Source organism: Campylobacter sp. FU_520 (assembly GCF_025772385.1).
Classification (GTDB): Bacteria; Campylobacterota; Campylobacteria; order Campylobacterales; family Campylobacteraceae; genus Campylobacter_D; species Campylobacter_D lari_C.
Map to the genome: position 1 here is coordinate 20,291 of NZ_JAKMRZ010000003.1, position 15,633 is coordinate 35,923.

Below are 15,633 nucleotides of genomic sequence, written 5' to 3' on the forward strand. Positions count from 1 at the left end.
ATGAGTAGTATTTTATCGATTAAAGATATTGATCTTGCAAAGAAAAAAGTATTTATAAGATGTGATTTTAATGTTCCTCAAGATGAGTTTTTAAATATTACTGATGATCGTCGTATTCGCTCAGCTATCCCTACCATAAGATATTGTTTAGATAATGGTTGTGCAGTTATTTTGGCTTCACATTTAGGGCGTCCAAAAGAAATAGCTTCAAAATATTCTTTAGAGCCGGTTGCAAAAAGACTTGCACGTTTAATGGCTAAAGAAGTTATCATGGCTAAAGATGTTATAGGTGAAGATGCAAAGAAAAAAGCTAGTGAATTAAAGCCGAGTGGAATTTTGCTTTTAGAAAATTTACGCTTTGAAAAGGGTGAAACTAAGAATGATGAAAATTTAGCCAAAGAACTTGCTTCTATGGCCGATGTTTATATTAACGATGCTTTTGGGGTTTGCCATAGAGCCCATGCTAGCGTTGAAGCTATTACAAAATACTTCGATAATGCAAACAAAGGTGCGGGATTTTTACTCCAAAAAGAAATAGAATTTGCAAGCAATCTCATCAAACATCCTGCGCGTCCTTTTGTAGCGGTAGTAGGTGGTTCTAAAGTAAGCGGAAAACTACAAGCTTTGACTAACTTACTTCCAAAAGTAGATAAGCTCATCATAGGTGGTGGTATGGCCTTTACTTTCTTAAAAGCTCAAGGTTATGATATAGGAAATTCTCTTTTAGAAGAAGATTTAATTGAAGAAGCAAATAAAATCTTACTCAAAGGTAAAAATCTAGGGGTGAAAATTTATCTTCCTGTGGATGTTACAGCAGCACAAACTTGCTCTCAAGAAGCAGTGATGAAATACACTCCTGTACAAGAAATTCCTGCGGGTTGGATGGGGCTTGATATAGGTCCTGCTAGTGTAAGATTATTTAAAGAAGCACTTTCTGATGCTCAAACTATATGGTGGAATGGGCCTATGGGGGTTTTTGAAATTGATAAATTCTCAAAAGGTAGCATTAAAATGAGCCATTACATTAGTGAATCTCATGCGACAACTGTAATAGGTGGTGGCGATACTGCTGATGTTGTAGCAAGAGCAGGTGATGCTGATGAGATGACTTTCATTTCAACCGGTGGTGGAGCATCATTAGAACTTATAGAAGGAAAAGAACTTCCTGGTGTAAAACCTTTAACTATAAAGGATAATGAATGATTTTTGCAGCAAATTTAAAGTGCAATCACACAAGATCAAGCTTTGAACTTTATGCTCAAGAATTAAACCAAAATTTAAACAAAGAAGATGAAGTTTTCATCTTCCCTCCTAGTATAGCTTTTTTAAAAGACAATTTTTCCTTTCAACAAGGCGCGCAGAATTTCTACCCTTGTGAAAATGGAGCCTATACTGGAGAAATAGGTAAAATTCACTTAGAAGAATTTAACATCAAGAGTGTTTTAATCGGTCATTCCGAAAGAAGAGCTTTAAAGGAAGATGAAAGCTTTTTAAAAGTAAAGTTTGATTTTGCAAAAAATCTTGATTTTAATATTATTTATTGTATAGGCGAAAGTTTAGAAACTAAAAATGCTAACAAAAGTTTGGATTTTTTAAAAAAGCAAATTGAAAATATTGATTTATCTTATAGAAAACTTATCATAGCTTATGAGCCTATTTATTCTATAGGCACAGGAGTTAGTGCTAATCTTGATGATATTAATACCATACTTAATTTTTTAAGAGAATTTACTAACGCTAAGCTTTTATATGGTGGAAGTGTTAATCAAAGCAATGTTAAAGAAATTTGTGCTTTAAAAAATTGTGATGGAGTATTGATAGGTTCAGCTGCATTAAATGCAAATGATTTTTTAAATATGATACAAATAGCTAAAGGTTAAAAAATGTCTTTAAGCAATGAAGAATTAAAAAGCATATTAGAGCGTAAAATCGCTCTATTGGAAAACTCACACAAAGAAGAAAAAAATATCTCATTAGATACTGTAAATTCTATTATTAAAATTTTAGGTTTACCAAATGATTTTAGCCCTTTGGCGCATAGATATTTTCAACTTCACACCCCACCTAGCCTCATATGGCTTCATTTAAGCGAATGTACAGGGTGTAGTGAAAGTTTGCTTAGAACTTCATTGCCTGACTTTTTAGATCTGATTTTTGATTTTATTTCTTTAGAATACCATGAAACCTTCATGAGTGCAAGTGGGCATCAAGCAGAATCGCATTTAGAGGAAGTTTTAGAAAAAAAAGATTTTCTTTTAGCTGTTGAAGGTGGAGTTTGTGCTATAGATCCTTTTTATCTGACTATAGGAGCACATGGTGAAAATGGATATGAAATTTTACAAAAATGTGCTAAAAATGCTAAAACAATCTTTGCTATGGGAACTTGTTCAAGCTATGGAGGAATTCAAGCTGCACATCCAAATCCTACCAAAAGCATAGGAATTTCTAAAGTCTTAGAAGAAAAAGTAATCAATATACCAGGTTGTCCTCCAAGTGATGTAAATATCATCGCAGCGCTTTGTTTTTATATATTATTTGAACAAGACATGGCTTTAGATGAACAAAATAGACCTTTAGCTCTTTATGGAAAATGCTTGCATGATTTATGTGAAAGAAAAGCTAAATTTGAAGCAGGAAATTTTGCTCAAAGTTTTGATGATGAGAATATAAAACAAGGTTATTGTCTTTTTAAGGTAGGCTGCAAAGGACCTTATGCTTATAATAATTGCCCTAAGGTTAAATTTAATTCCAAAACCTCTTGGCCAGTAGCCGCAGGACATGGTTGTATTGCTTGTAGTGAAGAGAATTTTTGGGATGATTTTGGTTTTTATGAAAAACCTATGAGTAATGAATTTGCTTATAATGATTTTTCTATTATATTAGATGATAAAATAATTCATAATAGTTCTAACAATGAGCTTAATTCAGATAATATCTTACTGGATTTAGAAAGCGAAATTAGTGGGATTTTTTATCAAAATGATGCAAAGATTAATTTTTTAGATTTTAGTTTTGAAGCTAATCCTAAAGTTTTTTTAAATAATTTCGCAAAAACCAAAATGGCTATGACTTTAGTGCAAAATTATCAAGAGCAATTTAAAACATATTATGATTTTATACAAGAAAATTATGGTGATGAAAGCAAAATTAGCAATAATATCTTAGATTTATTTTATTTTATATATCCTTTTATTAGCGGAAAAAAATTAAACCATTTAGATGAGTTTTTAGATCTTGCTTTAGCTTATAAGTTTAAACATCCTAGCAAATTTGATTTTAAAACCACTATTAATGAACAAGCAAAGCTTGATGTTTCTAAATCTATGCGCATGCCTTTGATTTATATTTTAGGTGGCTTAGATAAAGAAGCCGTTGCCTTTGGGTTGATTTTTTCTTTAAAAGAACATTTAAAACAAGCTTTAAAAGCATGTAAAAAAACACACAATAAAAAGCAAATTTTAATATGTGCAAAAAATGAAAAATTATTAAAATTATTTTGGGATTTAACGAGGATTTAAAGACTTAATGTTAAAATATTTATCTCCCTAATATTTGAAATTTGCAAAGTATAAAAACTTTGCAAATTTGTTTAAGATTGAGTTATTTTGACGATATAGCTTTATCTTGACTTGAAAGGAATGTTATGCAAATTTCTAGTTATAATTCTCAAAATTTTTCTATGGATATTAAAACAAAAAATGGTAACCATCTTTCTTTTTCTATGTATGATAAAAAAGAGGCAAAATTAGACAAAGATGGCAACTCAGCTTCTTTAAGCCTTAGAAATCAATTTGGTTTTTCATTCTCATATAATGGAACCAAACTTTCACAAGAAGAAATTGAAGAAATAAAAGAAGCAGTAGCTAAAGTACAACCTCAAATCGATGAATTTATGAAAAACTCAAGAGTAGGAACTTTAAAACCAAAAGAGCTTATCACTACTGCAATGAAAATCGGCAATGCCTTACCTGAAGCAAAAAATGAAGAACATAAAAAAGCTACTTTACATGAGTTATTTAATACCATGGATAAGAGTTTAAACAAAGAAATAAATAAAACAGATCTTGAAGATATTAAAAAGCAAATTTTCCAAGATAGTGCTAAATTATTAGAAGAAATTTGGGAACAATATAACAAACAAAAAGAAGAAAAAGAAGAAGATAATAAAGAATTTGGATTTTATGCTTAAAAAAGGAAACAAAATGGAAGTAAAAGATATTTTAAAAAGCATGCTAGAACTCCAGCAAAAATTAAATGATGACACCAATGGTATAGGTTGGGAAAATGGCTATACTAAAGAAGGTAAATTGATTAGTTTTAGAAGATGTATTTACATGGAGTGTGCTGAGCTTATTGATTCTTTTGCTTGGAAACACTGGAAAAGCATACACACTCCTGCAAACTGGGACAATGTGCGCATTGAAATAGTAGATATATGGCATTTTATTTTGAGTTTAATTTTAGAAGAATATAAAGAAAAACAAATCAATGATAAAAACTTCATAGCAGAAGAAGTTTCTTCTGTAACTTTTTTTGATGATTTTTGCAAAGAAACTTCTAATCCAAATGAAGCAGATGTTTATGGAATTTTAAATGATATTGAGCTTATTATCCATAAATGCAGTGGTTTTGATTATGATTTAGGTGAGCTTTTAAGTGTGTATTTTGTTTTAGCTAGAAAATGTGGTTTAAATTTCTTTGAGCTTTATAAAACCTATATTGGAAAAAATATTTTAAATCAATTCAGACAAGAAAATGGCTACAAAGAAGGCACTTATAAAAAAACATGGAATGGCACAGAAGATAATGAAGTTTTAAATCAAATTTTAAAAGAAACGCTAGATTATAAAGAAATTTATCAAAAACTTCAAGAAAATTACAATCAAATTAAATGAGTATATTATATCTAAGCTTGCAAGATTTTCTTAGCAAGCCTTTTTTAAAATTTTCTCTCTTACCTTTTTTAATTAGTTTATTTCTTTTTATCTTGCTTGTATATTATAGTTATGATATATTCTTTTCTTATATAGAAGATGTGGTTAGCGGATCTTTTATGGCTTGGTTTTTTAGCTTTTCTATAGTGCAATTTTCACTTGCATTTTTAAGTGCCATAGGCGGATTTTTCATAGTGGTATTTGCCTCAGTGTTTTTTACCATGCTTATAATTTCTTTTTTAACTCCTTATATTGTGAAAAAAATCAATCAAAAATATTACAACTATTCCATACAAAAAGAAGTAAATTCTTTAGAGGTTTTACTTAAAACATTCAAATTTATACTCATCTCATGCGTATTGTTTGTAGTAGCTACTTTCTTATTGATTATACCTTTTGTTAGTATTGTGATTTATTATGGAGTATTTTATTATTTATTTCACAAACTTTTATTACTAGATGTATTAAGCAATGTCTTAGATAAAAACAACTTTGATGATTTTTATAAAAACTCATCACCCTTATACTTTAAAATCATCACTTTAATCTTTTTTGCTTTATCAAGCATACCTTTACTTGGTTTATTTTTACAAGTATTTTATGTGATTTTCCTAAGCCATTTATGCTATCAAAAAATCTTAAAAATCAAAGCTAAAAATAATGGATGAAAGAATTATAAATTTTATTCACTCGCAAAAACTTCTTAGTTTGAGTATGCTTGATGATGATGGCGGAGTATATTGCGCAAGTTGTTATTATGCTTTTGATGATAAAAATTTTGCTTTAATTTTTGCTAGTGAAGAACACACCAAACACATTCAGCTTGCTTATAAAATGTCCAAAGTAGCAGTTAATATAGCACTAGATACAAACATCATTAATCTCATTAAAGGAGTGCAAATCAAAGCTCTTTTCCAAAAAGCCACCAAAGAGCAAGAGAAAATATACTATGAAAAATTTCCTTTTGCCAAACTTGCACAAGCTTGTATTTTTGCTTTGAATATACAATGGGCAAAATACACTGACAATAAAATTTTACTTTCTAAAAAATTAGAATTTTTTATTCAAAAATAATTCAAAAATATAATATTTTTTAATAAAAATAAATAATTTTTATAAAATTTTAAATATTTTTTGAATAAAATCACATATATTATCATCATAAAGTCTTAAATTTAGGCTTTTTAAGGAGAAAAAATGCTCTCTTCCATTAAGAAATACCTACTAGGTAATTTTTCTAACAAAATAGCCTTCTTGGTTTGTATTTTCGTTGTAGTTTTGTTATGTGTTTTAGGTTTTTTTAACTATGTAAAATCTAAATCCAATAGCCATACACTATTAGTTCAGTTTCAACAAAAAGTTGCTTTTGATGTGAGTAAAAGATTTGATTTATATGCAAGCGATAGGCGTAATGTGATTAATTCTTTAACAAAATACATTAAAGAAAACAAAAACAATCTAGCCCCAGAGCAATACACTAGTTTACTAAAATCCATAGGAGATTCTTTAGGTTTTGATTTAACCTATGTAGGTTTTGAGGATGGATCTATGTTTAGATCTAACGGTAATAACCAAACTCCAGAAAGCGGATATGATCCTAGAGCTAGAGGATGGTATAAGGAAGCTAAAGAAAAAAGAGAGCTAGTTGTTACAGAACCTTATATATCATCTAGTATGAAAAAACCAACTATTTCTTATGCCAGCCCTATTATGGAAAATGGAAAAGTTATAGGGGTGGTTGCAGCTGATTATGATTTGAAAAAATTCTCAGAAGAAGTTTTAGCCATAGGTAAAACACCTTATTCTCATGCGGCAGTTTTAGCTCATGATGGAACTTATCTTTTTCACACTGACTCATCTAGAATTTTAACTTCAACAGACATTAGTAAAGATATTATTTCAAGCTACTTTAAAACACCTGAAGGTGCAAACAAGACCCTTTCTAAAGATATTTTTAAAGTTCAAACTATGGAAGAAGGAACCAAGGCTTTAATTTGTAATGGCAGTATTAATCCAAAATACACTATTTGCTCTATAGCTGATTATGATTTTTATAGTGATGCAGCCAAACAAACACTAATGGAACAAATTATTATCTCTCTAATTGCTATTTTTATTACTTTGATTTTCATTAGAATGATTATTTCATATAATCTTAAACCTATTGCTATTATTTCTTCGGGATTACACAATTTCTTTAATTATTTAAATCACAAAGACGCTCATTCTCATCCTATTAAACTTAAAACTCAAGATGAATTTGGAAAAATGGCTGATGAAATCAATGAGAACATTGAAATTATTAAAGAGGCGTTAAGTAAAGATGCAAAAGCTATTGAAGAATCTGTAAATGTTGCTAGAAAAATAGAAACAGGTGAGCTTGATTTACACATTAGCTCTCATGCTAATAATCCGCAAATTCAAGAACTCATAGAAGTTTTAAACAAAATGCTTACCACCTTACAAGTAAAAATCGGTAGTGATTTAAATGAAATTCAAGCTGTGTTTGATAGCTACAAACATTTAGATTTTACAGCAGCTATCAACACACCAAAAGGCGATGTTGAAAGAGCGATCAATGCGCTAGGAAATGAAATCAAAAACATGCTCTCACAATCACTTAATCAAGGTGAATTATTAAATCAAAAGGCCGAAGCACTCAAACAAAGTATGCAAGAACTCACTAATGATGCTGCTCATCAAACCTCATCACTACAAGAAAGTGCAAGAGCTTTAGAACAAATGAACTCAGCCATGAGTGAAATCTCTATTAAAGCACAAGATGTTGTAAAACAAAGCAATGATATTAAAAGTGTTACTACAGTAATTTCAGATATAGCTGAGCAAATCAACTTGCTTGCATTAAATGCAGCTATTGAAGCAGCGCGTGCAGGAGAACACGGACGTGGCTTTGCTGTTGTTGCTGAAGAAGTTAGAAACTTAGCAGAAAGAACTCAAAAGTCTTTAGGTGAGATAGAAGCAAATACTAATATCTTGGCTCAATCTATAAGTGATATGGGTGAATCTATAAAAGAAGAAGCAAACGATATCAGTCAAATTAACGAATCGGTAGCTACTATAGAAAAGCTCACACAACAAAACTCTCAAACAGCCATACAAACTAATGCTATTGCAAATGAAGTAGATTCTTTAGCACAAGACATATTAAGTGAAACTAAGAAAAGAAAATTTTAATATTAGATGCCTAAAAGGCATCTAATATTTAAGAAAAAGAAGGTTTAATTTGCTCTAACCAAGCATCAATTCTACTTTCAGTTAAATCCTCATGATTATCATTATCTAATGCAAGTCCTACAAATTTATCACCTTCTACTGCTTCACTTGCTTCAAAAGTATAGCCACCTGTAGAAACAGCACCTACTAAATTTGCGCCTGCTGTTTTTAAAGCTTGAGCAAGTTTGCCCATAGCGCTACAATATGTATCTGAATAGCTTTCACTATCTCCCATACCAAAAACCGCAACAGTTTTACCATTAAGATTTAAAGCAGAAAAATCAAAACCATCCCAATCATCTTGAAAATCACCACTTCCCCAAGTAGAAGTACCACAAATTAATTTATCATAAGAATTAATTTTTTCTGCATCAATATCTGCGATATTTAATACATCAGAAATTCCCAATTTTTGAGCAATCATATTTGCCGCACTTTCAGTATTACCCATAGAGCTACCATAAATTACCGCTATTGACATTTAACATCTCCTTAAAATTTGATTATTAATAGTATAGGGAACTAATTTTAGCAAAGTTTTGTTATTTTCACATAAATTATGTCTTATTTCTTTATGTTGAGTGAAATTTTTATTTCTTGGATACACAATATAAAATCTTTCAAAAGAATTATTTTTTATAAATTGCAAAGCAAGCTCTATATCTTTATCATTGTCTTTATAAAATAAAGGCATAACTGCCATTTTTTCATTGATGATAATAATGTTTTTATCAAGCTTTATCTTAGATTTTGTATTGCTTTTGCAAATTTTATCATACACAAAAGCCTCAAAAGCTACTTGTAAAGGTAAAGTAAAACTAGATGATAAAAACACATTTTGTATTAATTTAGCTAAAGCATATTTTGGTTTCTTTGCTTCAAACTTTAATTTGTTTAAATTTTCTTCTTTATACGCCTTGATGATTTTATGAGAATATGGACAAAATTGCTTTACTTTACTAAATCTCAAAGTTCTTTCTATGCTCATATTTTGAATTTTTAGCTCAAAAATATTTCTTAAACAACTAGCTTGTTTTGCATAGATATAAGGTATTTTCAATTCATTTTCAACTAAAGAATTATATAAATTTAAAAAAATATGATTAATACTTTTTCGCTCTAAATCTCTAAATATTTTAGGTATAAAATCCTCTTTTTCATTAAATCCAAACATACTAAGCCTTCTTTGCACACTCATATGTTTGATCAAGACCAAAAACCTTGCAATATTCACAATACACACAACTCACACTGCGTTTAGCACAAACTAAAGGTATATTGCGCTTTTTTGCCTCTGTTTTGATTTTTTTCATAGTATTATGATTTAAAAAGCTAGTCAGCATAACTATGCATTCGGTATTTTGAGGGATAGGCTTTCTATTAACCCTATTTTCATTTCTAGCATCCCAATGCTCTATGTTTTTTGCACCTAAATTTGTCAAAACCGCCTTAATTGGAGTGATTTCATCCGCACCGATAACCAAAACTGACATTGAGTTTTCCTTTTATAAAAATGATAATTGTTATTATAATTTATAAAAGATAAATTTTTACTGATACTCAATATCAATTTTAAAATTATATATTATGAGTTTGCTCAAAGATATCCGTGTGTAAAATTTCCTCCAAGACCACCGTGGCATATGAGCCTTTTTGCAAGAAAAATTCCAAAGTAAAATGAGCTTTTTCTTCATCATAATAACTTTTGCAATCTTGCAAATAAGACCACATAAAGCGCCTTGAACCTTGCATTTTATCTTTAAACTCATATGCAAAAGAAAAAATCTCTTCTTCTAATTTTTTAGCTAGACTTTCATTTGCTTCATAAGCTTTAGATCCTATTAAAAGACCCATTGCGCTAATATCTTTTTGATTAAATCTTTCTACTTCACTTGATAAATCTTCACATATAAAACATTTACCAAAAGGATAATGTCCTAAAACTTCGCCCTTTAAAAGCTTAAAAAACTGTGTTTGATTTTTTAAACTTTTGATTTCTTCTTTTTCTAAACCATAAATTTGTTTTATTTCTTTTTCACTAAAATCATTAATAAAATGTGACAATTCCACTCTTTTACTCAAATATCTATTAAAAAGCTCACTTTGAAAAGCAGAAATTAAAAATTCTTGCATTTTTTTATTTTTGATTTTTTTGCCTTTTAAAATTTCTAGTCCCTGTGAAAAATTATCTTGAAATTTGCCAAAACGCTGATATCCAAAATAATTAGCAAAACCTTGTTCTTGGATATTTTTAAAAGCTTGATCAATTTTTAGTGCATCTACTTTGGAAACTTTTTTTAATCTTATAAAAAAAGAATTTCCTTTTAAATGCCCTATTCTAAGTTTATTATCATGATAAAAAGTTTCTAAAATTTTCATCTTATCATGTTTAAAATTTTTTAAACCCTCTTCAAATTTTTTAGGCATAGAAATATATTGAAAAGTTAAACCTTGTTTATCTTTTAAACCACTATAGCCAAAATCTTTCATTTTAACACCACTTTGCTCGCTTAAAATTCTCAAAGCTTCACCGGTGCTTAGATCTTTTTTTTGTATATGCAAAATTAAATGTTCGCCTTTTCCACTAAATTCATACAAAGGCTTTTCTCTTACTACAAAATCATTGCTATTTTTTGAAAAATACACATTTATCGGGCTATGTTTTAAAGTATATAAGGGTTTAAAAATGATGTTCTCTTCCATAAAATTTATACCTTCCTGTTGTTGTTTTTGCAAAAATATTTAGTTTAATTCTATGTTTTTTTGCCATATTTTGTATAAATGCTTTATGTTTTTTATCAAAAGCAAATAAAATTTCATATTCTTCTGCACTATTTAAGCTAAATTTATCTAATTTTTTAAGGAATTTTATACTAAGTTGGTTTTGAAATAACATTCTTGATAAGTCTTTATTCAAACCATCTGAAATATCCATACTCACTCTAACTTTTTTTGCTATATCATAAAAAAATTTTTGTCTCAAACTAGGTTTTATAAAACGATGTTTAGAATGTAATTTTCCACCGCGAAATAATATATTTAAACCTTTTAAACTCTCACCTAATTTCCCACTAAAAGCAAGCAAATCTCCTTTTTTCAAACCTTTTCTAAAAATAGCCTTTTTATTTACTTTAGAAATAATAGTTATACTAATATTGATTTTATTATCTGCTATGGTATCTCCGCCTATAATTTGCACCCCAAATTCTTTTGCACTATCCAACAAACCTTTTTGCAAAGCTTTAACTTGTTTCATTTCTAGACATTTTGGTAAAGAAAGCCCTAAAAGAGCGTATTTTGGTGTAGCATTCATAGCAATTGCATCAGAAATATTCACAAGCATAGCCTTTGCTCCAATTTGCTCTAAACTCATCCAAGAGCGCTTAAAATGCACGTCTTCACAAAATAAATCTTTAGAATAACAATATCCATCGATGATTGCCCCATCATCTCCATTGATAGGATTAGCAAAGGCGTTGATAATAAATTTTTCTTTATCCATGTGAATATTTTATACAAAAAGCTTTTAATTTTATATAATAATTAAATTTTTATAAGTTTAAAATGTATATAATGAAAAATAATACCAAGGATAAAATATGCAAATAACTTTAAGAATTTTTCGTTTTGATAAAGATAGTGATTATTTAGCTTATTATAAACCTTATGTTTATGATAGTAAAAATTTTAAAAGTGTTTATGATATTTTAGTGCAAGTGAAAAAAGATGATATATATTTTGACTTTGAAGAAAATCCAGAAAGTTGCATTAAAATCAACCAAGTTGCCATTAGACAAAGAAGAGATCTAAATAATATCATTGAAAAATTTGGAAAAGAACTCATCATTGAACCACTCGATACCAAAAGAGCAACCAAAGATTTAATCATGGATAAAAGTGATTTTTTAGAAAAATTAGAGCTTTTTAAAGGACTTATTGATGTGCATGATGTAGAACTTTACAAACAATATGACTTTTTATATTATACAAGCGAAGTTAGAGAATTTTTGCCTGAATATCTTGGTGATAGCTTTTTTATATTTGCTTACAAAATGCTACTTAAATACCCAGAAAAAGCACCACAATTTTTAAAATTAGTTGCAGATGAAGAAAAAGGAATTTACTATCATACTAAATTTAAAAATTTTATTTCATCAAATGAGCTTGATTATGAATCTTACATTAAAGAATTAAAAGTTATGCTTGTAAAATCAGGCCTTGCAAGAAGTATTTTTTAAGGAATTAAAATGCATAAAATTTATACTAATAGCAATAATGATTTATTTTGTTATTTTGATATTATCAAAAATGCTTTAGATGTAGTCAGTGTTGAAAGCACACTATGTGAAAAGCCTTTGGGTAAAAATTATTTTATTATTGATTATGATCCAAAAGATATCCTAGATGAATATTCTAGAATGATGGATGAGGATAATATCTTAGCTTGCGAATACAGCTCTTATGAAATTATGAGCAAAATTGAAAAAATCCAATATGCTCCAAAAGTTTTTTTAGATCATCTTAAGCAAGAGCATATTAAACATTTTTTTGAACAATTTAATATAGGTGTTTATCAAGGATTTTCTAATGCGAGCTGTTCTTTAAAACTTACTAAAATACTTAAAGCAAATATCATAGACTTTGAAAGGAAATACAAAAGCTGTGGCTATGGATTTTTAAATTTAAATGCTGAGCTAGCTTTCAAAAGTGCTGCTGCTACAATGTTAGATGCTTATGATAGTGGTTGTGATTTTCTAGTGGTTGAGGATTTTTATTCTTTTTATATGTTTGACAAATGCTATAAAGAATTACAAGCTATTTCAAATAGAAATTTTGAAGATTTTTATATTTTAAGTTTTGCAGAGCTTGCAAATTTAGCCCTAGGTATAGTACCATATACTTTAAAAAAACACAAATTAAAAGTGAGTTTAATCAATGAAAATCGCTCTTGAATGTAAAGATTTAATTTTAGAAAAAACTTTAGAAATTGCCTTGAAAGATTTTTTAGTTTTAAAAAAAGATTGTGATTTTTTAGTCTGTGATGAAAAAATCAATACACAAAAACCACAATTCATCATCAATAAAAAATCAAATTTTTTAACCCCACCTTTTAATATGCAAGAATTGCTTAATGCCTTAAATGATTTCAATGCAAGTTTGCAAAGCATTGCTTATAAGATTGCTATGCGTGAGAAAAAACTTATGAATCAAAAATGTGAAGCCATTTTAGAGCAATTGCGTCAAGAAAGTCATGAAAAAATCGATGCGATATTTGATCTTTACAAAACAGAGTTAAAAAACCTCATCAAAGAAGAAAATAATAATGCATAAAACACAAGAATATCAAAGCGTAAGAGATTTTTTAAAAAATTACAAAGAAGATAAAAAAACAAACTCAAAAAAACAAACTCAAAAAATTTACACCACCATAGAAAGTGGAATCTATAAAGGTAAAAAAATTTTACTTCCTAGTCTAGATACCACAAGAAGTACCAAAAGCATAGTAAAATCTTGTGTTTTTAATGTTTTGCGTTTTTCTTTACAAGATAAGGTTTTTATAGAAGCCTTTGGAGGAAGTGCTTTGATGGCATTAGAGGCAAGAAGCAATGGTTGTTTAAAAAGTTATGCCATAGAAAAAGATAAAAAGGCTTATGAAATCGCTTTAAAAAATGCATCTAGTATTGATCAAAACACCATTTGCTTTAATGATGATACTTTTAAAAAAACTCCTCAAATTATTCAAAATTTCAAAGAAGATATTGTTTTATATCTTGATCCGCCTTTTGACATTAGAGAAGGTTTTTTTGATATTTATAAAAAAACTTTAAAATTGATAGAAAATATACAAAATTCAAATGTAAAAATCATTATTATAGAACATCACAGTACTTTTAAAACTCCAATTAAAATACAAAATTATGAAAAAACAAAAGAAAAAAAATTTGGCTCAACCACTCTAAGCTTTTACTCCTTTATGTAAATTTGGAACTTTTTTTGCTTTAATTTATGAAAATAGCATAGATTAAAGGAAGAATCGATGAGAATATTATTTTTAAGCTTAGTGCTAAGTCTAAGCGTTTTTGCAGCTACTATCAAAGAACTTACCAATGTAGTAGGTGTTAGAGATAACCAACTTATAGGATATGGTTTGGTTGTTGGTTTAAATGGAAGTGGAGATGGCACAAGTAGCGAATTTACTCTACAATCTATTTCAAATATGCTTCAAGGTATGAATGTAAAAATTAGCCCAGGTGATATTAAATCAAAAAACACAGCAGCAGTAATGGTTACAGCAAAACTTCCTGCTTTTGCAAGAAGTGGGGATAAGCTTGATGTAAGTGTAGCTTCTTTAGGCGATGCCAAATCTTTACAAGGTGGAACCTTACTTATGACGGCTCTAAAAGGGGTTGATGGAGAAATTTATGCAGTAGCCCAAGGATCTTTAGCAATAGGTGGACTTAGTCCAAGACCAGGTGCAGCAGGAACACACTCAACCTCAGCAAATGTTATCAATGGTGCAGTAGTAGAAAGAGAAATTCCACAAAACTTTAGTCAAAGTGAAGATTTGGTTTTAAGTTTAAAAGAAGCAGATTTTAAAACAGCTAATAATATAGAAAGAGTTTTAAATACTATTTTTGATACAGATATAGCAAAGGCTTTAGATTCTAGAACTATAAAATTAACAAAACCTGAAGAATTTTCTCATGTTGAATTTATGGCAAGAGTATTAGAGCAAGATATAGCTTATACTCCAGAAAGTAAAGTAATCATCGATGAAAGAACAGGAACTATCGTAGCAGGTGTAAATATAGAAGTTGAACCTATATTAATTACTCATAAAGATATCACTATAAAAATCGATCCAAACAATACCGTAGCTTTAGGACAAAATGAAATCGATATGAAAGATGGTGGTATTTTAGATCCAGTATCTAATACTTTAAAAATCACAAACAACAAAACAACAGTAGCAAACATAGCTAGAATGTTAAATAAACTTGGAGCAGCGCCAAATGATATCATAGCTATTATGCAAAATCTAAAAAGAGCTGGTGCGATTAGTGCTGAATTAGAGGTGATATGATGAGAGTTGATAATTATTTAGCGAGCAAAAACTATAGCAGTGAGCTTTATGAAAGTATTACTAAACACAATAACAGCTACAAGGCTGCTAAAAACTATGCAGATAGTGCTTTTAAAAATGATTTAACTCATATACAAACATTAAATGATGAAGATAAAGCTTTAAAAGAACAAACTGATGCTTTTGAAGCTTTTTTAATCAAAAGCGTTTTGGATATTTCTTTAAAACAAGAAAATTCTTTATTTGGAAAAGACGCAAGCGATGAAATTTATTCATCTATGTACAATGATACTATGAGTAAAGCATTAAGCGGGGGGTTAGGTTTTTCAAAATTATTATTTGATTATTTAAAAGAAAGGGGTTAAGTTATTTTTTTAAGTG

Annotated in this window: 19 protein-coding genes; 14 read left to right on the forward strand and 5 right to left on the reverse strand. The window is 28.9% G+C overall.

Annotated features, from left to right (window positions below):
• The 8 genes from L8W55_RS01600 to L8W55_RS01635 all read left to right on the forward strand — a co-directional run bounded on the left by L8W55_RS01600 (window position 1) and on the right by L8W55_RS01635 (window position 8,129).
• On the forward strand, window positions 1-1,203 hold the full coding sequence (locus tag L8W55_RS01600) for a phosphoglycerate kinase (RefSeq protein WP_263677013.1): 1,203 nt from the start codon (window positions 1-3) through the stop codon (window positions 1,201-1,203).
• Window positions 1,200-1,880, forward strand: a complete 681-nt coding sequence (locus tag L8W55_RS01605; protein WP_263677014.1) for a triose-phosphate isomerase — start codon at window positions 1,200-1,202, stop codon at window positions 1,878-1,880. The genes L8W55_RS01600 and L8W55_RS01605 overlap by 4 nt, the downstream gene beginning before the upstream one ends.
• A gap of 3 nt (window positions 1,881-1,883) precedes the next feature.
• Window positions 1,884-3,518 (forward strand): hydrogenase small subunit, encoded by a 1,635-nt coding sequence (locus L8W55_RS01610; RefSeq protein ID WP_263677015.1) that lies wholly within the window; start codon window positions 1,884-1,886, stop codon window positions 3,516-3,518.
• A 125-nt stretch (window positions 3,519-3,643) separates the two neighbouring features.
• Window positions 3,644-4,189 carry an ATP-binding protein gene (locus L8W55_RS01615; protein ID WP_263677016.1) on the forward strand — a complete coding sequence of 182 codons (546 nt, stop codon included), beginning with the start codon at window positions 3,644-3,646 and terminating at the stop codon, window positions 4,187-4,189.
• A 13-nt stretch (window positions 4,190-4,202) separates the two neighbouring features.
• Window positions 4,203-4,895, forward strand: a complete 693-nt coding sequence (locus tag L8W55_RS01620) for a dUTP diphosphatase (protein ID WP_263677017.1) — start codon at window positions 4,203-4,205, stop codon at window positions 4,893-4,895.
• Window positions 4,892-5,602, forward strand: a complete 711-nt coding sequence (locus L8W55_RS01625; protein WP_263677018.1) for an EI24 domain-containing protein — start codon at window positions 4,892-4,894, stop codon at window positions 5,600-5,602. The genes L8W55_RS01620 and L8W55_RS01625 overlap by 4 nt, the downstream gene beginning before the upstream one ends.
• A complete protein-coding gene (locus L8W55_RS01630) occupies window positions 5,595-6,008 on the forward strand; it encodes a hypothetical protein (RefSeq protein WP_263677019.1) in 414 nt (137 codons plus the stop codon). Before L8W55_RS01625 ends, L8W55_RS01630 begins: the two co-directional genes overlap by 8 nt.
• A 123-nt stretch (window positions 6,009-6,131) precedes the next feature.
• Window positions 6,132-8,129, forward strand: a complete 1,998-nt coding sequence (locus L8W55_RS01635) for a methyl-accepting chemotaxis protein (RefSeq protein WP_263677020.1) — start codon at window positions 6,132-6,134, stop codon at window positions 8,127-8,129.
• 28 nt (window positions 8,130-8,157) lie between these two features.
• Here the strand turns inward: L8W55_RS01635 and fldA are convergent, their stop codons facing one another.
• From fldA to L8W55_RS01660, 5 genes are all read right to left on the reverse strand, one after another.
• The gene (fldA, locus tag L8W55_RS01640) at window positions 8,158-8,649 is read right to left on the reverse strand and encodes a flavodoxin FldA (protein ID WP_263677021.1); all 492 of its coding nucleotides are present in this window, start codon (window positions 8,647-8,649) and stop codon (window positions 8,158-8,160) included.
• Window positions 8,650-9,342: a hypothetical protein gene (locus L8W55_RS01645; protein WP_263677022.1), complete on the reverse strand. Its 693-nt coding sequence runs from the start codon at window positions 9,340-9,342 to the stop codon at window positions 8,650-8,652.
• A gap of 1 nt (window position 9,343) precedes the next feature.
• Window positions 9,344-9,661 carry a DUF2325 domain-containing protein gene (locus tag L8W55_RS01650; RefSeq protein ID WP_257395101.1) on the reverse strand — a complete coding sequence of 106 codons (318 nt, stop codon included), beginning with the start codon at window positions 9,659-9,661 and terminating at the stop codon, window positions 9,344-9,346.
• Window positions 9,662-9,746: 85 nt separating this feature from the next.
• Window positions 9,747-10,880: a tRNA pseudouridine(13) synthase TruD gene (gene truD, locus L8W55_RS01655; RefSeq protein ID WP_263677097.1), complete on the reverse strand. Its 1,134-nt coding sequence runs from the start codon at window positions 10,878-10,880 to the stop codon at window positions 9,747-9,749.
• Complete coding sequence (locus L8W55_RS01660; protein ID WP_263677024.1) at window positions 10,849-11,670, reverse strand: thiamine-phosphate kinase; 822 nt, start codon at window positions 11,668-11,670, stop codon at window positions 10,849-10,851. The genes truD and L8W55_RS01660 overlap by 32 nt, the downstream gene beginning before the upstream one ends.
• A 97-nt stretch (window positions 11,671-11,767) precedes the next feature.
• On the opposite strand from L8W55_RS01660, the gene L8W55_RS01665 reads away from it, so the two are divergent.
• From L8W55_RS01665 to L8W55_RS01690, 6 genes are read left to right on the forward strand one after another with little or no spacing between them, the layout of a single operon-like run.
• On the forward strand, window positions 11,768-12,406 hold the full coding sequence (locus L8W55_RS01665) for a DUF5644 domain-containing protein (protein WP_263677025.1): 639 nt from the start codon (window positions 11,768-11,770) through the stop codon (window positions 12,404-12,406).
• Window positions 12,407-12,415: 9 nt separating this feature from the next.
• The gene (locus L8W55_RS01670; protein ID WP_263677026.1) at window positions 12,416-13,120 is read left to right on the forward strand and encodes a hypothetical protein; all 705 of its coding nucleotides are present in this window, start codon (window positions 12,416-12,418) and stop codon (window positions 13,118-13,120) included.
• Window positions 13,104-13,499 (forward strand): hypothetical protein, encoded by a 396-nt coding sequence (locus L8W55_RS01675; protein ID WP_039640928.1) that lies wholly within the window; start codon window positions 13,104-13,106, stop codon window positions 13,497-13,499. The genes L8W55_RS01670 and L8W55_RS01675 overlap by 17 nt, the downstream gene beginning before the upstream one ends.
• Complete coding sequence (locus tag L8W55_RS01680) at window positions 13,492-14,148, forward strand: RsmD family RNA methyltransferase (RefSeq protein WP_263677027.1); 657 nt, start codon at window positions 13,492-13,494, stop codon at window positions 14,146-14,148. The genes L8W55_RS01675 and L8W55_RS01680 overlap by 8 nt, the downstream gene beginning before the upstream one ends.
• A gap of 57 nt (window positions 14,149-14,205) precedes the next feature.
• On the forward strand, window positions 14,206-15,252 hold the full coding sequence (locus L8W55_RS01685) for a flagellar basal body P-ring protein FlgI (protein ID WP_263677028.1): 1,047 nt from the start codon (window positions 14,206-14,208) through the stop codon (window positions 15,250-15,252).
• Window positions 15,252-15,617, forward strand: coding sequence for a rod-binding protein (locus tag L8W55_RS01690; RefSeq protein WP_263677029.1), 366 nt, complete (start codon window positions 15,252-15,254; stop codon window positions 15,615-15,617). Before L8W55_RS01685 ends, L8W55_RS01690 begins: the two co-directional genes overlap by 1 nt.
• Window positions 15,618-15,633 lie beyond the last annotated feature (16 nt).